Source organism: Pseudovibrio sp. POLY-S9 (genome assembly GCF_001431305.1).
Classification (GTDB): Bacteria; Pseudomonadota; Alphaproteobacteria; order Rhizobiales; family Stappiaceae; genus Pseudovibrio.
The window spans coordinates 60,876-80,228 of the sequence record NZ_LCWX01000243.1 but is presented as its reverse complement, the minus strand read 5'-3'; the positions used below and the strand labels follow the sequence as shown (position 1 = coordinate 80,228).

Genomic DNA, 19,353 nt, shown 5'->3' with positions numbered 1-19,353 from the left:
AATGAACTACGTCGCCTCTTTTGCCTATAAGGCACGATAGCCGGTTTCCCGGAAAGAAAGTGGCTTATCCAGACACGTTTCCATGCCCAAACAGTTCCCCCGTCTTTGACAAACACATCTGCAAAAGTGGATTTCTCCAACCGGTACATCTGCATCCGTCACCGCGTGATACCCTATAGTCCTGGGCCCTTCCCCTCAAACCATGCGGTCACGTTTGAAGTTCGGTTCACCGGACCACTGAAAGGTGCGTTACGTCTCCCAACAGCCCAACCCAACCTACGACAAACTGACGGTCGCTCCGCCAGCAGCCCGTTACGTAGGCATAGGTTCACAGTATGGGAGAAATACACGAGGGGAATAAGTTTTTCCAAAAACGCTTTGCAGCATCACGCAATACCAACTGCAGCACGCAGGCCGGGCATAAGCTGAAAAGCCATATAAGCTACGTAACAGCACAGGAAGAACACGCCTTCCCTGCGGCTCACTCGCCAACCGGTAATGCAGGCAATGGCCATCAGCACAACCGTACCCACCATCACCCAGATATCCACCTGCGCGATCTCAGAGGGAACCGGGATTGGCACGACAAGCGCTGTCACACCGCCAATGCCGAAAATATTGAAGATGTTGCTGCCAACAATATTGCCAAATGCAACCTCAGCATGGCCTCGCACCGCAGCTATGGCCGAGGTGACAAGCTCTGGCAGAGAAGTGCCAATCGCAACCAGCGTCAAGCCAATCACCGCATCAGAGACCCCAAAATGATGCGCAATTTCAACGCTGGATGACACCAGCAAACTCGCCCCAATAACGATGCCAACCACACCGACAGCAAAAATCGCAAGCCCCGCCCAAATGGAAAGGTTCGGATAGCTCGCCTGATCAGCTTCAGCCTCATGAATCTGAGCCGCTGCCTTTCCCGCTTTGCGTTCCGACCAATAGCTGAAGAGTGTATAGGACAGCAGCAGGCCAATCAGAACGAAACCAGCCCATCGGGACAGATATCCCGTCAGGATGACCCCCAGCAAAATCAGGCTTGAAAGCACAAGCACGGCACCGTCACGCTGAAAAGCTTCCCGGTTCACCGCAATGGGTAAGATCACTGCCGTAATGCCTAAAATGAGCAGCACATTAGCGATGTTGCTGCCTACAATGTTGCCAATGGCAACACCGGGGTAACCAGCAAGCGCGCCCTGCAAACTGGCCACAAGCTCCGGCATGGATGTGCCAAAGCCAACAAGGGTCAGCCCGATAAACAGTTTGGAAACACCCAGACGCGTCGCAACAGCCACACTGCCGCGCACCAATGCTTCACCGCCAACAAGCAGCAGCACAAGCCCCCCAACCAATTGAAGGATCACCATTTTCTGAAAACTTTCCTTAAGCGCAGTTCGCGCTTGCGGTTTAGACTGATGTGCAATTGGGTATCCTTCACTCCGATTGCAAGAAGGTTGGTCATCACATTACATTCAGCCAAACCTCTTTGATAATGAGGCCGAGACCAGAAAAAAGCATCATCACCAGCACGCAATAGCGGAACAGGATCGGGCTGAAGCGCCGGCCAAGATAGTTACCACTCTTGGTGCCGATATAGACAAAAACCAGCCCGGTGATCGAAATCGCAAAAGCACCAAGATGCAACAGGCCCATATATGTCAGACCAAGGATCATCATGACTGTCACAACTGTGAAGAAGCTATTGATCGTTTGAATGAAATGGCTGCGCGGGAGATCGAGAGACACCAGAAACGGTGTGATCGGCATCAACTGTGAGCCTGTCATCCCAGTCAGCAATCCGGTTGAGAATCCAGACAGCGAACTCCCAGCTTTCTCCCAATGCGTTTTCAGCTTCAGGTTCTTGGAAAGCAGCGCATATCCCACAAACGCCATGATGATAAATCCCAGCAGGATTGTCAGCCAATGCGTGGACGCCCACCCCAAAAACCAAAGACCAATGACAACGCCCGGCACCGAATAAAGATAAATCCGCCAGAAGCGAGAAAAAGATTCCCGAAAATGCCCGGCCTCATAAACCAGTATGAGATCACTGATGAGCCCCGGTATCACAATAAGCGGAATGCCCTTCTTCAAACCCACCGTGTAAGCGAGAACCGCAAGGCAGATTGTTGTAAACCCAAGCCCTGCAAGGCCTTTCACAAAAGCTGCAAAGAAGAACGTGAACATGATGATGGCAATCTCAAAGGCCGTATAGCCGAGATACTCCGCCGCCATTGCCATGTCTGCTTCCATATCCATCATGCAGCAGAGCCTAGGCGTGAACCTGCAACAATCTCTAACATCTCCATCTGCAAACTGAAGGGATCCATCAACCACCAGTTAGCTTAGAGCATGGCCGCTAAAATCCTTTGACCAACAAGCTCAACCCAAGCCCGAACAAAAGCAGCAGAATAGACGCCCTGAAAACCGACGGCGACATCAGCTGGCGCACCACCGAGCCCAGCTTGGTACCCAGATAGACAAAAGCCAGCCCAAGTGCAGAAACACCCAGCGCACTCAGATCAAGCAGTCCGAGATAGTAAAGACCGCCCGCCATCACAAAGGAGGACAAAGTAAAGGAGCAATTGATCGCCTGCACAAAACGCTCACTGTTGAGATTCAGCGACAACAGATAGGGCATCACAGGCATAATTTGCGAACCGGTAATGCCATTCACCACGCCCGTAATAAAGCCGCTGACAGGCCCAAGGAAGCGCTCCATCTCATAGGAGAGTTTCAGGTGCGGCGTGAAATAAGCAAACAAGGCATAGCTGATAAGCACAAAACCCAGCACCACAACGGCTTCCTGAGCAGGCGCCACATCCAGAAACCAGAGGCCCAGCAGAATCCCCGGCACCGTGGCAAGCAACATCCAGCGAAAGCGAACCACCATCTCCCTGAAAGACCCGGCATCGACCATCACCAGAATATTGCTGGTAATACTGGGCAGTAAGATGAGCGGAATTCCTCTTTTCAACCCCACCGCGTAAACCAGAAACGGCAGACAAGTCGTTGAAAACCCGAGGCCTGTCGCGCCTTTAACGAAAGCTGCAAAGAAAAAAGCGCCCGCAACAGCAGCAAGTTCCGTTGAGCTATACGCAATCTCCCACACAAAGAGATAACTAGAAATATCTTTAAACATCTGGCACAACACACCTGACCTAATAGGAAACCTAATTCCCTATTGGAAATCCATTAGATTTTTGTGAAAGCCCGTGAGCTATCACGTGGAGAAGAAATGCAACTCTGGTTTAGACTTATACTTTATTTCATTAAGTTCCCTTTTCAGGAAAAACTAGCAGACATGTTCAGCAAGTCTGTTGTCCGATTGCGCGTTCTCCCCTCTGACATTGACATGAACATCCACCTCACCAACAGCCGCTATCTGGCCATGATGGATTTTGGCCGTGTGGATCACATGAGCCGCACCAAGCTCGGCAAAGCGATTTTCCGCAACAAATGGACGCCGCTGGCCAACCACGCCACCGTCCGCTTTCGGCGCGAGCTCCCGTTTGGCGAGCCGTTCAAGCTGGAAAGCGAGATTGTGTACTGGACGGATGAGGCCTGTGTGATGGAACAACGCTTCATCTTCACCAAAGGCCCGAAGAAAGGTATTGTTGCTGCAACCGGTCTGGTGCGCGTCAGCATGTACGACCGTGCGCAGAAGGCTTTTGTCCCAACCTCAGCGGTGCTGGAAGAGACCGAAACGCAAGCCACCAAACTCCCATTACAGCCGCATATCGAAGCTTTTTTGAAAGAAGAGAAAGCAATTCAGGCCTATGAACGCAAATCCGCTGGCATTGCTCCGGTAGATTCATTAGAAATACCAGCTGCTGAAAACGATCAATCAAAGGCAGACAACAGAAAGCATGGCTGAGCAGACGTCCCTCCCGATCCTGTATTCATTTCGTCGGTGTCCCTACGCAATGCGCGCAAGACTGGGATTGGTCGCAAGCCAGACAACCGTTGCCCTCCGCGAAATCGTGCTGCGCAACAAGCCAGCCCACATGCTGGAAATCTCTCCAAAAGGAACGGTTCCTGTCCTGCAACTGACGGATGGAACCGTCATCGAGGAAAGCCTTGAGATCATGCTCTGGGCTTTACAGCAAAATGACCCTCAAAACTGGCTCTCTCCAGAGACGGGCACGCTGAAGGAAATGCTGCAGCTGATTGAAGAGATGGACGGCGACTTCAAACGCAATCTGGACAGGTACAAATACTCAACACGCTACGAAGGCGCGGATCCGGACGAACACTACACCCTCGCCATCCAGGAACTCTCCAAGCTCTCTGAGCGCCTTGAAGGTTCAACGTATCTGTTCGGAAACCGCCCAGCTCTCGCAGATCAGGCACTCTTCCCATTCGTGCGCCAGTTCGTCAATGCAGATAAAGAACGCTTTGAAGTAGAAGCCCCTGCAAGCGTAAAAAAATGGCTGCTCGAACGGATAGACCAGCCGGATTTTAAAACCGTGTTCGGTATGAAATGGAAGCCATGGTCACCCGAGGATGACCTTGTGCTCTTCCCGCAAGAAGTGACTACACACGCCCTTTAAACAACGCAACTTCGCCAACCACTTCAATCGTCACATCCCTGAAATACGTCTCCAGATTGGAGCGTAAATCATCAAGGTTGTCTTCAGCGTTCGAGAAGATGCCCTTGCTGTTGTAAAAGCCCATCAGCTTGCGCGCTGCCCAGTTTGGCTTCTGCCCTTCACCCAAAATGGTTGAGCCAAACAAAATCCCACCGTCATTCAGCAGCGGTCTGAGGTTCTCAAACACCATATATTTCTGCTTCATGGTTCCCGGCAGGCAGTGCAGCAGATAACCCAGATTAATGCTGTCAAACTTGGCGTCGGTCCACTCAATCGGCTCCAGCACATCAGTCTGTGTCACGCTGACATTTGCCACCACAGAGCGCGCCTTGGCATACTCCAGACAGGTTTGGTTGAGGTCCATCAGCACCAGACGCGTCTTATCCGGAAAGCGCCCGTGCTCCAGAAAGTAACCACTGCCAACCCCTACATCGAGGTGATTGGCACTGACATTGCGATTGAAGAAGCTCAGCGCTTTTGAAGCGGAACAGCGCCACAGAAACGTGTTGGAGAACCGCAGAACCAGCAGGTCATATATACGCAGAGTTTTATCGGAGTAGACCTCTGCCCCTGCCGCGCTATCCAAATTCTCTTTGTTCATTTCCGCACCAATCTTGTTTTGCTTCACGCATGCATAGTTGCCATACTAGAACAACAACATGAGCAAAACCCTACGTCATGGTTTTACACAGAACAACCAAGAGTTTGCATCAGCAATTTTTCAAGCTCCACGACCGGCACTGCTTGATCCCAAAAATGGCGGTAAACAGCCTCTCCATCAAAGAAATCAGCCCCCTCACTATCAATGCTCACCAGCCCCCATTTTGAGGCGCCAACCTTAAAGGTTTGCGAGGCAAACGTACCAATATCGTCTGCATGGCGCTCATTCATACGGATAACAAGATCATGAGCGGTAGCCGCGAGCTGCTCGCGTCCCTCATCAGAAGACAGAACATCCTCGGTATCCAGCAAAAACGCCTTACCAAAGCCGCCGTTCATGTTCACCCGCTCAACATGCAGGCGATACCAGTCGAAATCAGCAAAATCGACATAGAGCTTGGCCTTTGGGTGCCGCATCAAATAGCGGTTGCGCAGCTCAGTGCACAACGGGTCCCCTTTGCTCAGTCGCTCAAAGCGCCCGATAACAGTCAGTCGCGGATGAGCCAGTGGGTCCCCTTTACCCGGCTCACCAATCAGCAAAGACACCCGCTGATCTTGCTCAAGGCATTGAGAATGGTTGGAAAGGCTGGAAGCAAGCATAAACGGCGCACCAACAACATCCGAGCTGACGCCAACACGGCTGACAATAGGGTAACCGGTCTCTGGCTCCAGAACAGCAAGAGAAGCAAATCTGACAGATCTGATCAGCTTCTTGGCAAGAGCGCGTGCTTCATCGGTGGTTTCACGAATTGGATCTATTTTCTTTTCCATACCAACCTCACTTTTCCCAATCTGACCCTGCTCAGATTTTTGGGTCTTGTCTATCTCCACTTAAGCGTATTCCCGAAAAGCGGTCTCCATAATCTGGAGAGGACAACATACTGATTTAAGTAAGATGAAGAACGTACTCAACTTAAAATTCGGTAAGAAACCAGCGTCTTAAACATTTTTTCAAACACCTAATAAACTGATATATATAGATTTTCTGGCCCATTCATCTACATGAACAGAAGATGAATGACGCTCTCAAAGAAGGTTCAGGCCACTTCTGGTTAATTAGTCTCAACAAACACGAAATACCGTTTACGGAGACGAAAATGGCTAAAGCATCAGCAGTAATTTCAGTAGCACTTGCAGGGGCAATGATGTTGCCAGTCGTTTCTGCAGCTCAGGCAGGCCCGCGAAACAATACTTACATTGAGAACAACACTTACGTTGAAAACAACTATTACCATAAGCGTAAGAAGAGAAAACATAAGAAGCACGGCATCAATGCAGGTGAAGCAGCTGCAATCGGCGTTATCGGTCTGGCAGCAGGTCTCATCATCGGCAATGCAGTGACACCGCAACCCCAGTACGTTGCACCACCACGCCCAGCCTACCGTCCACCAGCACCAGCGTATCGCCCACCAGCCTACCGTCCACCAGTGGTGCACCAGCCAGCACCGGTTTATCACGCTCAGGCTGTAGCCCCAGCCCCGTGGTCCCCGGCTTGGTTTGCCTACTGCACCAACAAATACAGAAGCTTTAATCCGAACACCGGCACCTATCGCACGTACTCTGGCAAAAACCGTTTCTGCCAATAAGCCCTGTCATCACAGAACACGCCCGCTTGAAAGAGATAAAGCCCCGTCTCAATCAGGTGGGCGTTCCCACATCATGCTTTCGAAAAAAAGATTGCGAGCCCGCGCCTTTATTTGCAGACGCGGTATTTGCAGCCTTTGCCGTGACAGCCCTGATCGAAGTGTAAGTGGTCTCGGTGATACTTGTCGGCCTCTGGGCCAAGTACGGTCGTGAACCGCTCACAGGCTCCTTTATGTAAGCTGCTTAGGAAACGCACTTCAGCTGAAGACCCGTCCCAGCCCTCTTCTACAGTCACTTCCCGTCCATCAGACAAATAGAAGGCTGCAATATCGATGGCGTTGCCCTTGCCATGCTCTGAGAGCTTCGCGCCGCGTTTGTTATTCCGGCCACGACAAGCATACCCCGCAGCCGTGCGAATGCGCGTGATGGATACACCAAGTTCCCGCCGTGCAGCAGGCACTGCCACATCCTGCAACCAGCCATCCAGCTTTTGTGCCAGCTCGCACTCAATCTGCACTGGCATCGTCAGGCCAATCTCTTGGCCACCACCAACCACAGACCGCAAAGAAACAGGCTGATCAATCCCACATCCGCCCGGCCCGTCAACAGCGTTTGTTATCTCAACACTCCAACCACGAAGCACACACATCCTCGCATCGCTTGCAGGAGGAAAAACGCGCTGGTTTTCAAGTGGCACAGGAACGAGAGAAAGCGGCTTGCCCGCAGGAACACGCGAAGGCTGAACACTCACCTTGCTCTGAGGAAGAGGCATCGGAGGCAATAAGGTTACATTGCCAACATAAGGACGAGCTTTGGGCATCGGGGCAGCACTAACGTGTGCAGCGCCGATGCACATACCGATAACCAAAACGGCAGACAAAAGTCTTCCGGCAGCGTTCCCACCTGTCCTGTAACCCACCTCGAAATCCCCGATTTGAACAGGCGTTTGCCCGGCGCTGTTCCTGATTCAATGCTGAATATTTCCGTTTTCCCGCCTGAATTGTCATGAATGTTTTAAACTATCCACGCCCAATTCACCCCAGGAAAAGCATGAGTATAGCCCGACGAGTATTCGCGAAGCTGCAGAAAACCTGCATATTGATTTGACAGAGGAAACGCAAGAATTCCCTTGGTCTTTCACAAAACAACCAGAAAGTATCCTCCGGCTTTACACATATTATTCGCTACAGAAATTTTCAGTGATCCTAGGTGCTTTTCTAGCAGTGCCATGAAAAATGGCATTTTTTTGCTTCCTAACGTGGCTTCCGTCACATAAGCTTTAAACAGCTAGTGAGTAACGGGAGATAAATCCATGACTGTCACACGAAGCTTTAACGTCGTCGCAATCACACTTGCATTTGCATTTGTTGGTGCTGTCGTTATCGGCTTGCTATAGTCCCCCTCCCCCACACTGACAAAGTCCTTCACAAAACAAAAATCGAAGGCAAGGCTTACCAGGTGCACAAAGAAACCCACCTTGTTACCAAGGTGGGTTCCAGTTGATTAATTGCTTTTACGTATCAGTTACGCTGCCACAGATGTCAGGCCAACCATTGTGTTCTGTGCTTGTGCAATTGCTGCATCACGGTCAACAGCAACACCTTCCGCTGCAACAATTTCCACATCGCTCACACCAATAAAGCCAAGCACCTGCTTGAGGTAAGGCACTGCAAAGTCTGCTGGAGAGCCAACAGGCACACCGCCAGCTGCCGCAACAATGTATGCCTTCTTGCCCGTCAGCAAGCCCTGTGGGCCGTATTCGGTGTAATTGAAGGTCACACCCACACGTGCAATCTGGTCAACCCATGCCTTCAAAACAGCAGGCACAGAGAAGTTGTAGATCGGCGCACCAATAACCAGCACATCTGCCGCTTTCAGCTCCGCAATGAGTGCATCAGAAAGCGCAAGGCCTTCTTTCTGTTCTTCGCTGCGCTGCTCGTCAGGGGTGTAAGCAGCACCAATCCATGCTTCGTTGATAAACGAAATCGGGGAATTCAGATCGCGCTCGATAACGGTGTCACCGTCATTGAAGATCTTGGAAGCAAGTTCATCAGAAAGCTGGCGGGTTACGGATGTTGCAGTTGCCGCTGAGCTATGGATCTTCAAAATTGTCTTTTTCATCGGTCGTCTCCTATGCCCCAAACAGGAGCTATTGTCTTCTCCTGAACATACATAATGGAACCACAGCGAATGATTAGATCACTATTTGGAAACAGTCTTTGCACGTCTCAGCGACAATCCGACAAAGAAAAAGGGCTGCGAAACCATACGCAGCCCTTTTAAATTTCAGTGCTTCAGAGAATTACTCAGCAGCTTCGCGAGCCATCGGGTTGTAGTTCAGGATCGGAGCCAGCCAGCGCTCTGCCTTTGCCAGTTCCCAACCCTTACGCTTTGCATAATCTTCCACCTGATCCCGCTCAATCTTGCCAATGCCGAAGTAGTGGCTGTCAGGGTGAGAGAAGTAGAGACCAGACACAGCAGATCCCGGCCACATCGCGTAGCTCTCAGTCAATGAGATACCTGTCTGCGCTTCCGCATCAAGCAACTCCCAAAGAGTACCCTTCTCAGTATGATCTGGCTGCGCTGGATAACCCGGTGCAGGACGAATACCATCGTAGTCCTCTGCAATCAGATCAACATTAGACAGACCTTCATTCGGCGCATAGGCCCAAAGCTCAGTACGAACCAGTTCGTGCATCCGCTCTGCAAGTGCTTCTGCCAAACGGTCAGCAATCGCCTGACTGAGGATCTTGTTGTAGTCATCACCAGCTTCGCCGTAGCGCTTGGCAATTTCGTCCTCACCAATACCCGCAGTCACAGCAAACCCGCCAACATAGTCGGGGATGCCACTGTCGATCGGCGCAACAAAGTCCGCAAGAGCCACATTCCCGCGATCAGAGGAACTCCGGTCCATCTGCTGACGAAGGGTATAAAGACGGTTCAGCTCAGTTGTACGGCTCTCGTCGGTGTAAAGCACAAGATCATCACCGTCCTGCGCACAAGGCCAGAAACCAACCACAGCATTCGCTTGCAACAGATTGCCGTCCACGATCTCCTTCAGCATCTCCTGCGCATCATTATAAAGCGCCTGAGCTGCCGGACCATAGCGGTCATCTGTCAGCACTGCAGGATAGGCTCCCTTAATCTCCCAGGTGGAGAAGAAAGGTGTCCAGTCAATGTACCTCACCAACTCCTTCAAGGAGACATTGGTAAATGTCTTGGTGCCGATAAACTTAGGCTTGGTTGGAGCATATCCATCAAAGTTTGGCTTGAAGCGATTTTCACGAGCCTTCTCGATAGATGCCCGAACCTTCTTGTTCCGCGACCGCGCATGCTTTTCAGCAACATCCACATATTCCGCGCGAGTTGCATCATAGAGTGCCTCACGACCACCTTCACTCACCAGACGGGATGCAACACCCACCGCACGCCCAGCATCAGTGACGTAGATCGCCTGACCCTTGGAGTAGTTCGGATGGATCTTCACCGCTGTATGAACACGAGAAGTCGTCGCGCCGCCAATCAGCAGCGGAATATCCAGCCCCTCACGCTCCATCTCAGAGGCCACATGGCACATCTCATCAAGCGACGGTGTGATCAGGCCGGACAAACCAATAATATCAACATCGTGCTTGCGCGCTTCATCAATGATCTTGGCTGTTGGCACCATCACCCCAAGGTCGATAACCTCAAAGTTGTTACACTGCAGAACAACGCCAACGATGTTCTTGCCAATGTCGTGCACATCCCCTTTAACAGTCGCCATCAGGATCTTGCCGTTGGATGAGCTCTCATCCAAGCCACTGCGACGCTTTTCCTCTTCCAGGAATGGCATCAGATAGGAGACAGCTGCCTTCATCACGCGGGCGGATTTCACCACCTGCGGCAGGAACATTTTACCAGCGCCAAACAGATCACCAACCACGTTCATACCGTCCATCAATGGACCTTCAATCACATGCAGCGGACGATCAAAGTTCTGGCGAGCTTCTTCCGTGTCTTCCACGATAAAGTCAGTGATACCGTGAACCAATGAGTGCTCAAGACGCTTTGCAACAGTTGCCTCACGCCAGCGCAGGTCAACCTCACGCTTCTTTCCACCCGGACCTTTAAATTTCTCAGCAGCTTCAAGCAGACGATCCGTGGAATCTGAACGGCGGTTCATGACCACATCTTCACACAGCTCACGCAACTCAGCAGGAAGGTCATCATAAACAGCCAGCTGACCAGCATTCACAATGCCCATGTCCATGCCAACCTGAATGGCGTGGTACAGAAACACAGAATGCATCGCTTCACGAACCGGCTCATTCCCGCGGAAGGAGAACGACAAGTTGGAAACACCACCGGAAATATGAGCGTGTGGCAGGTTCTCAGAGATCCATTTGGTCGCTTCAATGAAGTCCAGACCATAGTTGTCGTGCTCTTCAATACCAGTCGCAACCGCAAAGATATTCGGGTCAAAAATGATATCCTGAGGCGGGAAACCAACCTTATCTACCAGCACGTCATAGGAGCGTTTGCAGATGTTGATCTTGCGTTCAAACGTGTCAGCCTGACCCGTTTCATCAAACGCCATCACAACAACAGCAGCACCATAACGGCGGATCAACTTAGCCTGCGCGATGAAATTCTCTTCCCCTTCTTTCAGGGAAATCGAGTTCACCACAGCCTTACCCTGCACACACTTCAGGCCAGCTTCAATGACAGTCCACTTGGAGCTGTCGATCATCACTGGAACCTTGGCAATATCCGGTTCAGCTGCAATCAGATTGAGGAAGGTAACCATGGCTTCTTCACTATCAAGAAGCCCCTCATCCATGTTGATGTCGATGATCTGCGCACCATTCTCAACCTGAGAACGGGCAACATCCAGCGCTGCATTGTAGTCATCGTTCTTGATCAGTTTGCGGAACCGCGCAGAGCCCGTCACGTTGGTACGCTCACCCACGTTAACGAAGTTCACTTCCTTGGTGAAAGTGAACGGCTCCAAACCGGACAGACGCATCAGGCGCGGCACTTCTGGCAAAGCACGCGGCTTCAAGCCTTCCATCGCATCCGCAAGGGCCTTAATGTGATCCGGCGTCGTACCACAACACCCGCCAACCACGTTGACCAGCCCAGACTCGGCAAACTCTTTCATGAGGCCAGCCATGTACTCTGGGCTCTCATCGTATTCACCAAACTCATTCGGCAAACCCGCATTCGGATAAGCACAAACAAGAGTATCCGCAACACGGGAAATCTCATCCACGTGCGCACGCATTTCCTTTGCACCCAGCGCACAGTTCAGGCCAACCGTAAACGGCTCCGCATGACTGACAGAGTTCCAGAATGCTTCCGGCGTTTGACCCGACAATGTACGGCCAGACAAATCTGTAATCGTGCCGGAGATCATGACCGGCAGCTTGATACCCTTTTCCTCAAACACCTGATCAATCGCGAACAAAGCCGCTTTTGCGTTCAGGGTATCAAAGATGGTCTCAACAAGAATGAGATCACAGCCACCATCAACCAGACCACGTGTCGCTTCAGCATAAGAATCCTTCAGATCGTCAAAGGAAACTGCACGGAAGCCCGGATTGTTCACGTCTGGAGAGATCGAGGCCGTCCGGTTTGTTGGCCCAAGTCCACCGGCCACAAACCGACGGCGGGAAGGGTCAATCTCCTTCATCTGCTCAACAGCCTCACAGCAAAGGCGGGCACCTTCCTTGTTCAGCTCATAAACAATGCTCTCCATCGCGTAGTCAGCCTGCGCGATAGAAGTGGAGGAGAACGTGTTGGTCTCGATGATATCTGCACCCGCTTTCAGATACTGCAAGTGGATATCACGAATGGCATCTGGTTGGGTCAGGATCAGAAGATCGTTGTTCCCTTTCAAATCCTGGTTCCAGCTCTTGAAACGCTCACCTCGGAACTGCGCTTCATTGAACTGCAGATTCTGGATCATAGTTCCCATGGCGCCATCCAGAACGAGGATACGCTCCTTGGCGGCTGCTTCTAGGGCTGCAAAAATGTCCGAACCGGTCTTTTTCACCTGCAAACTCATGGGATCCGATCTTTTCTAGTACTTTACTTTTGCGGGTCACGAATGGGGCCGTAATCCGACAAATATCTTTATATGTGCGTGGATTGGGTTCAGGCAGCGACAGATGCTTTCACATCCTGTTTTGCGCGAAGACCAAGCATGTGGCAGATCGCGTAAACGAGGTCTGCTTTGTTCATTGTGTAGAAGTGGAAGTCCTCAACACCATCATCCGCCAGGCTCATCACCTGCTCGGCAGCAACAGCCGCCGCAACAAGTTCACGGGTGCGAGGGTCGTCATCAAGACCATCAAACCGGTGCGCCAGCCAACCTGGAACAGATGCTCCAGTCTTCTTCGCAAAGCCAGAAATGCCCTTGAAGCTGGTCACTGGCACGATACCAGGAATAATCGGGATCGTGATGCCAGCGGCCTGAACACGGTCCACATAGCGGAAGTAATGATCATTATCGAAGAAGAACTGCGTGATCGCACGGGTCGCACCCGCATCCACTTTCGCCTTCAAGACATCCAGTTCTGTTTCCCAGCTTGGAGATTCCGGGTGTTTCTCAGGATAGGCTGAAACAGAAACCTCAAAATCACCGATGGAACGAATGGAAGCTACCAGATCAGCGGTGGACTGATATCCACCTTCATGCGGATGATACTGCTCACCAAGTCCCGCAGCCGGGTCACCACGCAGCGCCACAATGTGGCGAACACCAGCATCCCAGTAAGCGCGAATGACTTCATTCACTTCTTCCTTGGTGGCATCCACACAGGTCAGGTGTGCAGCAGGCTTCAAGGCAGTCTCATTCACAATACGGGAAACCGTAGAGTGAGTACGCTCACGGGTCGATCCGCCAGCGCCATAAGTGACAGAGACAAAGTTCGGGGCCAATGGCTCAAGCCGTTTGATTGATGACCAAAGCTGTTGCTCCATCTTCTCGCTCTTAGGAGGGAAAAACTCGAAAGAAACGGAGATGTCAGAGGCTCCATTGAGCCTAAAACGGCGATCGATACTATGTTCGCTCATAACTAAGCAAGCTCCTTGGTCTGATCCGCTACAGGCAGGTCGGTCACAACCCGACGATCCTGAGCGAGCCAAAGGGTAACGGTTAATTTGTCTTTCTCCCCCGCGCCCGGGGTAAGATCATTCGTTGAAACAAGCTCCAGATCAGCCTCGGAAAGCCAATTGCCCACTTGTCCCTGAGAAAAGCCAAGACGACGATGCGCGTGCTTCTCCCGCAAAAACTCCAATTCGTGAGGAGCAAAATCTACAAGCAACAGACGCCCACCCGGCCGCAAAGCACGGGCAGCTTCCAAAATCGCTCGCCCAGGCTCTTCCAGATAATGAAGAACCTGATGAACCACAGTCAGATCAGCTGTGTCTGGTGCAACCGGCAACGCGTAAATGTCGCCCTGACGCACCTGCGCTTTCTGCAAACCAGCACGGTCCAGATTGGCCCGTGCAACAGAAAGCATGTTCTGGCTGGCATCAATGCCAATGCCACGCTCGTACTGTTCACTGAACAACTCCAGCAAACGGCCAGTTCCAGTCCCCAGGTCCAGGAGGGTATCAAAGGACTTGGACCCCACGAGTGCACGCATCGCAGCTTCAACGGCAACTTCCGGCACATGAAGACTACGCTCCTTGTCCCAGTTGTTGGCACGTGCTGCAAAGAAAGCCGCCGCTTCCTCTGCCTTTGCACGGCGCAACGAAACCAATCGCTCATGGTCGGCAGCAAGTACCGGATCATCCTGCTCGCTCTGCGCAACAATGCGCCGCGCCAGCTCAGCCGGACCACCTTCACCAAGACGATAATAAACCCAGGCTCCTTCCGGATACCGCTTGATCACCCCTGCCTCACAAAGAAGCTTGAGATGCCGCGAAATCCGAGGCTGGCTCTGCCCAAGAATGACTGTAAGATCCTTCACGGTCAGCTCACCAAGCACAAGCAAAGCAAGCAGACGAATACGCGTCGTCTCTCCACAGGCACGCAAGCAGCCCACCAGGTCCTCTACAGGGAGTTTGCCTTCCGGTTCATTGTTCACTGTCGTTATCAAGCCTACTACCGCCACCAACTGATCGAATAATCTGATATAAAGATATCTTTATACGTATAATAACTCGATGACAAGGAGGAACATTCCCTTCTCGCACCAAAAGAGGAATAGTTTTTCTGAGTTTTCCTTGAAAATTGGCTGATCAAAAATCAACTCTGACATTACGGAGGGGCAAACAGAGCAAAAAAGCCAGGAATTACAACAGCTAGGCTTTTGGAGAGCCGTTCTGGTCATCCTCTTCAACCACAGGCAAAACAGCACCACCCACTGCCTTTTTCTGTGAGTCAGAGAAAGTTTGCCCACCAGCAGCCCCTTCATCGATCCTCACCTTCACCTCACGATGGGCAAAAGTGATGCCCTCGCGGTTGAAAATCTCCCGAATGCCTGCAAACACTGCTTTCCGCAAAACATACTGATCCCCAGGTCGCGTCGTAAATTTGACCCGCACAATCATCGCGGAATCTTCCAGAGCCGTGATGCCTTGAGATTGAAGTGGCTCCAGAAACTTCGGGCCAAGCTCAGGATCCTCGAGCAACTTGTCTCCCAGCAATGAGATCAACTCCCGCATCCGGTCGACATCCGTGTCATATGTGACCCGAAACGCCAACTTCATCATGGTCCAGTCACGCGACGAGTTTTTCACAAACGACAAATTGCCAAACGGAACCGTATTCAGGAGACCGTCCGACTGCCGCAGCTGCATGGATCTAATGGAGATCCGTTCAACCGTCCCTTCAACATTATTGGTGACATAAATGTACTCACCCGTTCGAAAGGCATCATCGAGCAAGAAAAACGCACCTGAGAAGATATCTTTGATGAGCGTTTGCGCGCCAAACCCGACAGCAAGCCCAACAACACCTGCACCAGCAAACAGAGGACCAATGTTCACCCCGATCTCCGAAAGAGCAACCATGCCGGAGAGCACAACAATAGAGACCAGCAGAAAATTCCGCAGGATCGGCAACAGCGTCGCCAACCGCCCCATCTTGGCTTGCCCACTTTTATCGCTTTCAGAGATTTCAATCTGACGCTGGATAGTAATGTGAACGGCCTGGTAAGCCATGTAGCCAAAGAACACGATCAACGCGACTTCCACCAGATTGCCAAACAAACCATCCTGCTTGAAAAGATTGATCCCCCACGCTTCAACGATCACCGCAAGACCAAACATCAGCGTCACAAGGCGGGCACCATGATCAAGCAATTGCCGGTAGGGCCGTCGGGCAGCCTCTTTTTCTGCCGCCAACGCTCGGGCTTCAGCATTGACCTCCTCAGGATTATAGGAATGGCCGGCCTGCTCTTCGACCTGCACAATCTCCTCAACAAAGGCATCCTGCAGTTTGTCGATGTTAATCGGCGGCAAAAGCCACTTATCAATGACAAGAAGTAAGATACCGTAGAGCAAGACGCTGGCAAAAATAGCCATAATCGGCGCCAGTAACAGGAGACTGTCATAGCTCAGTCCTAAGAGCAGGCGGTGGGCAAACACCAGCCACGCCACCAGAAAATACGCCAAAGCACCCAAATGCCAGTTTTGGCTGAACAACCTCCGCCAAACCCGCCGCCTCTCAGTGCTCGCATACTCCCCGGAAAACCAGCCTCCAATAGGCCTGCGAAAAATAAAGCAAATCAACGCAGCAGAGACGGCCAGAAACAACCCACTTTGAAGATCAAGAATACGTTGAGCATTGGCATTGAGAGACAAATGGCTCATCCACCTGCCAAATGCCAGCAGGAAGAAGGCAACCCCGCCGCACAGAATAATGGCATTCAGAAATGACCGGGCAACGTCATCATCCAATGGCACAACACGGTGATGTTCATTCCCAACGGCCAGAAAGTTCCGCGTGAAAACCATCAAAAGCCGAAAGAAGAAGTAAAAACTCGCAAAGATCAGCGCAGCATGTCGAACACTCTCTGTATTACCGGAAATAACAAGAATGAGTCCGAACGTCACAATCACATGCAGAAAGATCGCAGCAACCTGCACCAGTGATCTTGAGAACAGAAATCCAATCTTCTCAGCCCTGCTCTCCGGCATCCCGCGATAAAATCGTAAAAGCCTTTTGGCAAACAACTTGTCTGCAAACAGCTCAACCACAAAACCAAGCGTGACAGCAAACAGCGTCAGCGCAAATATCTGCCACACCCACGAAACACTCGTATCGGGCCGCGCCCGCTCCAGTGCATTGTGGACGTGCCTGGGAAAGTTCCCAAGATCCTTCAAAACAGCATTCAGAGACTGGCTAGAGCGATCAATGTTCTCCAGCGAGAACAGCTCCAGTCCATTAGATAGCCCAAAAACAAGCGGTGCCCCTTCCATAGGAATAGACTCGCTTTGCACCACCATTTCCTGAGCATCAACCATAGGGTCTGCAACAACTGAGTTCTGGGTTTCTGGCGTTTGCGCAACAACAAAACTGATGTGCAGCAAAAGCCCCATACCAACCAAAACAGCGAGTGTCAGAAAGGAGATAAGGAAATTAAGAAAGCGATCCGCCTTAGAACTGTCAGAAGAAACTTTTTTGCTTTTTCTTATTTGCATCAATCCTGCTTTGGCTACACAACCCAATCAGCAGGAGTAAACACGAACAGCACCTAAAGTTGCTTTGGCAGAAACATTCGACTTTTGGACTAAATTGACCAAAGAAAAGGGCCGCACACGCGACCCTCACAAAACCACTTAAATTTTTGAATGGATCAGGCCATCCATTGCTCTTTCCAGGTAATAAATTGCTTATAGGCTTCTTGTTGGTCAAGCGCCTGATAACTCTTTAACGCAGTCTGACGCTGAGAGTTTGAAAGGCGGTAACGCCATGGCCCAATCTTCAGGAGAGCCTGAACAGTCATCATCCCAAAACCAGAGGCACGACACACCACGAGGAAAGGCTCAGTGTCATTTCGCACAGTCCAATGCTGCGCTTCTGCATGACCAATACCAGCCAGCATCGCAAACGCAGCAACCGCTTCAGCAAACCGGTCTTCCTCAGCATAAGCACGCAGAGCATTCTCAGTCAGTTTGCCTTCACGGACCAGCTCCATGACACGGCCACGACCAGTCTCAAAATCATACCGGCCCAGCCAGAATTCATTAGAAAGCTTGCCAGCCGCAATCCGTGCAGCTTTCGGCAATTTCCCGGCAGCTTCGGTCGCGCCTTCTTTGATCAGAAGCTTGCGAACCTGCTCACTAGCGAAGTTGATAAGCGCTTCAATATGAGCATCTGCCAGATCTGCGCGCTGACCAAGGGCCAGCTGAAGGACTTCGTCCCCCTTCGCGTCAGTCATCAGCGAGTTCACACTGCGCTGACCAAGCACTGCACCATCATTTGCAGCAACAGTCTGTTTCACCTCAGTATTTCCAAGATTCACCAGCACATCACTGATATTCTCGGAAATGACATCCCGCTTCGCAATCGCCAGACGATGATCATCACTCTTGCTGCGCGCAATGCTCACCAGGTCACTTTCACGCAGCACGTTAGAGTTCCGTAAAAGCGGCTCTGCAATTTCAATTTCATCGAAAGCAAGTTTGCGAACAGTTTGCTCAGGCGCACGTCGCACTTCAGAAAGCTGTTCCGCCATATAACTCAGCGCATGCCGCTCAACCATTTCCGAGAGCCGCAGCATCACACCATCGTAAATATCGATCTGATCGTCAGAACACCGTTCCCATGTCCGCGCAAACAAAAGCGCAACATGACGCGCAAGCTCCGAACGTCGCTCAATATTGTTCTCAAGCGCGAGAGATTTGAAATCAACGATATGAGAAGCCAAGTCAGATGACATTTAAAACACCGATGGGATACGCAAACTGATAAAAACTTATGGAACAGGATTAAACAAAACCTAACTCAATCTATTCTATTTTTAGTTAATCTAGAAAAAATAACATGCGATTTGCATGCTTCAAAAAGCGGAAAAACCAATAAGTTTTCTCCCGTTAGAACAGATTTCAGAAATTTAATTAAAAAGGTAAGTGACAACAACGAGTTACAAAAATATCACGGAGACTTAACAAGCTTCATCTATGTTGCGAGCAGACCCGCACTCGTTAATGACTTGTTTGCGACATGCGTTCTTTTTATCAAAGCGTCCCCAAATTATGAGTAACAGCATCAACGTTTTAAGGCCTGTCACTCACCCAATTCCTTACCAAAAGGTCAATTTCGTAAAACCAGCCGTTTTGAGTCGCACCATGCTAGCAACCATGGAGTGCAACACCCCTTCATGATTTCAAGTCAGTAATCCAGTAATAATTAGATCAGAACATGTGAATTCAATTTCTTATATTGATAAGATATCCTGATCCTTATGCTTACGTTCAAACAACTCCGCTATTTCCTCGCCGTGCAACAGCATCACCACTTTGGCAATGCCGCAGAAGAAGTCTGTGTTTCCCAGCCTGCACTCTCCATGCAGATCCGGGA

At 51.0% G+C, this 19,353-nt stretch carries 16 protein-coding genes; 4 read left to right on the top strand and 12 right to left on the bottom strand.

Annotation, left to right across the window (positions count from 1 at the left end; genetic code table 11):
- Positions 1 to 386: 386 nt before the first annotated feature.
- The 3 genes from PPL9_RS27465 to PPL9_RS27455 all read right to left on the bottom strand — a co-directional run bounded on the left by PPL9_RS27465 (position 387) and on the right by PPL9_RS27455 (position 3,139).
- Positions 387 to 1,364, bottom strand: coding sequence for a calcium/sodium antiporter (locus tag PPL9_RS27465; RefSeq protein ID WP_057465703.1), 978 nt, complete (start codon positions 1,362 to 1,364; stop codon positions 387 to 389).
- Between the two features lie 94 nt (positions 1,365 to 1,458).
- The gene (locus PPL9_RS27460; protein ID WP_057465702.1) at positions 1,459 to 2,259 is read right to left on the bottom strand and encodes a sulfite exporter TauE/SafE family protein; all 801 of its coding nucleotides are present in this window, start codon (positions 2,257 to 2,259) and stop codon (positions 1,459 to 1,461) included.
- Positions 2,260 to 2,356: 97 nt separating this feature from the next.
- Positions 2,357 to 3,139: a sulfite exporter TauE/SafE family protein gene (locus PPL9_RS27455; RefSeq protein ID WP_057465701.1), complete on the bottom strand. Its 783-nt coding sequence runs from the start codon at positions 3,137 to 3,139 to the stop codon at positions 2,357 to 2,359.
- Positions 3,140 to 3,235: 96 nt separating this feature from the next.
- On the opposite strand from PPL9_RS27455, the gene PPL9_RS27450 reads away from it, so the two are divergent.
- Together PPL9_RS27450 and PPL9_RS27445 are read left to right on the top strand one after the other, a co-directional pair.
- Positions 3,236 to 3,874 carry a thioesterase family protein gene (locus tag PPL9_RS27450; protein WP_208989672.1) on the top strand — a complete coding sequence of 213 codons (639 nt, stop codon included), beginning with the start codon at positions 3,236 to 3,238 and terminating at the stop codon, positions 3,872 to 3,874.
- Positions 3,867 to 4,550 carry a glutathione S-transferase gene (locus tag PPL9_RS27445; protein WP_057465699.1) on the top strand — a complete coding sequence of 228 codons (684 nt, stop codon included), beginning with the start codon at positions 3,867 to 3,869 and terminating at the stop codon, positions 4,548 to 4,550. The genes PPL9_RS27450 and PPL9_RS27445 overlap by 8 nt, the downstream gene beginning before the upstream one ends.
- On the opposite strand, the gene PPL9_RS27440 is transcribed toward PPL9_RS27445, so the two are convergent.
- Positions 4,534 to 5,190 (bottom strand): class I SAM-dependent methyltransferase, encoded by a 657-nt coding sequence (locus PPL9_RS27440; RefSeq protein WP_057465823.1) that lies wholly within the window; start codon positions 5,188 to 5,190, stop codon positions 4,534 to 4,536. The genes PPL9_RS27445 and PPL9_RS27440 overlap by 17 nt on opposite strands.
- Before the next feature lie 83 nt (positions 5,191 to 5,273).
- Positions 5,274 to 6,020: a pyridoxamine 5'-phosphate oxidase family protein gene (locus PPL9_RS27435; protein WP_057465822.1), complete on the bottom strand. Its 747-nt coding sequence runs from the start codon at positions 6,018 to 6,020 to the stop codon at positions 5,274 to 5,276.
- 326 nt (positions 6,021 to 6,346) lie between these two features.
- On the opposite strand from PPL9_RS27435, the gene PPL9_RS27430 reads away from it, so the two are divergent.
- Entirely contained in the window at positions 6,347 to 6,835 is a 489-nt protein-coding gene (locus PPL9_RS27430) for a BA14K family protein (RefSeq protein ID WP_057465821.1), read from the top strand.
- 107 nt (positions 6,836 to 6,942) lie between these two features.
- Here the strand turns inward: PPL9_RS27430 and PPL9_RS27425 are convergent, their stop codons facing one another.
- From PPL9_RS27425 to PPL9_RS27395, 7 genes are all read right to left on the bottom strand, one after another.
- Entirely contained in the window at positions 6,943 to 7,713 is a 771-nt protein-coding gene (locus tag PPL9_RS27425) for an extensin family protein (protein ID WP_208989671.1), read from the bottom strand.
- A gap of 644 nt (positions 7,714 to 8,357) precedes the next feature.
- Positions 8,358 to 8,954 carry an NAD(P)H-dependent oxidoreductase gene (locus tag PPL9_RS27420; RefSeq protein WP_057465697.1) on the bottom strand — a complete coding sequence of 199 codons (597 nt, stop codon included), beginning with the start codon at positions 8,952 to 8,954 and terminating at the stop codon, positions 8,358 to 8,360.
- Between the two features lie 181 nt (positions 8,955 to 9,135).
- Positions 9,136 to 12,882 carry a methionine synthase gene (gene metH / locus PPL9_RS27415; RefSeq protein ID WP_057465696.1) on the bottom strand — a complete coding sequence of 1,249 codons (3,747 nt, stop codon included), beginning with the start codon at positions 12,880 to 12,882 and terminating at the stop codon, positions 9,136 to 9,138.
- 89 nt (positions 12,883 to 12,971) lie between these two features.
- Positions 12,972 to 13,892 carry a methylenetetrahydrofolate reductase [NAD(P)H] gene (gene metF / locus PPL9_RS27410; RefSeq protein WP_057465695.1) on the bottom strand — a complete coding sequence of 307 codons (921 nt, stop codon included), beginning with the start codon at positions 13,890 to 13,892 and terminating at the stop codon, positions 12,972 to 12,974.
- A 2-nt stretch (positions 13,893 to 13,894) separates the two neighbouring features.
- A complete protein-coding gene (locus PPL9_RS27405; protein ID WP_208860167.1) occupies positions 13,895 to 14,911 on the bottom strand; it encodes a metalloregulator ArsR/SmtB family transcription factor in 1,017 nt (338 codons plus the stop codon).
- 217 nt (positions 14,912 to 15,128) lie between these two features.
- Positions 15,129 to 17,471 carry a mechanosensitive ion channel domain-containing protein gene (locus PPL9_RS27400; RefSeq protein ID WP_057465694.1) on the bottom strand — a complete coding sequence of 781 codons (2,343 nt, stop codon included), beginning with the start codon at positions 17,469 to 17,471 and terminating at the stop codon, positions 15,129 to 15,131.
- 155 nt (positions 17,472 to 17,626) lie between these two features.
- Positions 17,627 to 18,712, bottom strand: a complete 1,086-nt coding sequence (locus PPL9_RS27395; RefSeq protein WP_057465693.1) for a DUF2336 domain-containing protein — start codon at positions 18,710 to 18,712, stop codon at positions 17,627 to 17,629.
- A 525-nt stretch (positions 18,713 to 19,237) separates the two neighbouring features.
- On the opposite strand from PPL9_RS27395, the gene PPL9_RS34525 reads away from it, so the two are divergent.
- Positions 19,238 to 19,353: LysR family transcriptional regulator (locus tag PPL9_RS34525; protein WP_244273495.1), on the top strand; the 116-nt coding region annotated here is incomplete at its 3' end.

What these genes read in the sequence shown, in the direction of transcription:
- PPL9_RS27455 (WP_057465701.1), bottom strand. Translation starts at nt 3,139, where the DNA reads ATGTTTAAAGATATTTCTAGTTATCTCTTTGTGTGGGAGATTGCGTAT.
- PPL9_RS27445 (WP_057465699.1), top strand. Translation starts at nt 3,867, where the DNA reads ATGGCTGAGCAGACGTCCCTCCCGATCCTGTATTCATTTCGTCGGTGT.
- PPL9_RS27435 (WP_057465822.1), bottom strand. Translation starts at nt 6,020, where the DNA reads ATGGAAAAGAAAATAGATCCAATTCGTGAAACCACCGATGAAGCACGC.
- PPL9_RS27460 (WP_057465702.1), bottom strand. Translation starts at nt 2,259, where the DNA reads ATGATGGATATGGAAGCAGACATGGCAATGGCGGCGGAGTATCTCGGC.
- PPL9_RS27465 (WP_057465703.1), bottom strand. Translation starts at nt 1,364, where the DNA reads ATGGTGATCCTTCAATTGGTTGGGGGGCTTGTGCTGCTGCTTGTTGGC.
- PPL9_RS27420 (WP_057465697.1), bottom strand. Translation starts at nt 8,954, where the DNA reads ATGAAAAAGACAATTTTGAAGATCCATAGCTCAGCGGCAACTGCAACA.
- PPL9_RS27430 (WP_057465821.1), top strand. Translation starts at nt 6,347, where the DNA reads ATGGCTAAAGCATCAGCAGTAATTTCAGTAGCACTTGCAGGGGCAATG.
- PPL9_RS27400 (WP_057465694.1), bottom strand. Translation starts at nt 17,471, where the DNA reads ATGCAAATAAGAAAAAGCAAAAAAGTTTCTTCTGACAGTTCTAAGGCG.
- PPL9_RS27440 (WP_057465823.1), bottom strand. Translation starts at nt 5,190, where the DNA reads ATGAACAAAGAGAATTTGGATAGCGCGGCAGGGGCAGAGGTCTACTCC.
- metH (WP_057465696.1), bottom strand. Translation starts at nt 12,882, where the DNA reads ATGAGTTTGCAGGTGAAAAAGACCGGTTCGGACATTTTTGCAGCCCTA.
- PPL9_RS27450 (WP_208989672.1), top strand. Translation starts at nt 3,236, where the DNA reads ATGCAACTCTGGTTTAGACTTATACTTTATTTCATTAAGTTCCCTTTT.
- metF (WP_057465695.1), bottom strand. Translation starts at nt 13,892, where the DNA reads ATGAGCGAACATAGTATCGATCGCCGTTTTAGGCTCAATGGAGCCTCT.
- PPL9_RS27395 (WP_057465693.1), bottom strand. Translation starts at nt 18,712, where the DNA reads ATGTCATCTGACTTGGCTTCTCATATCGTTGATTTCAAATCTCTCGCG.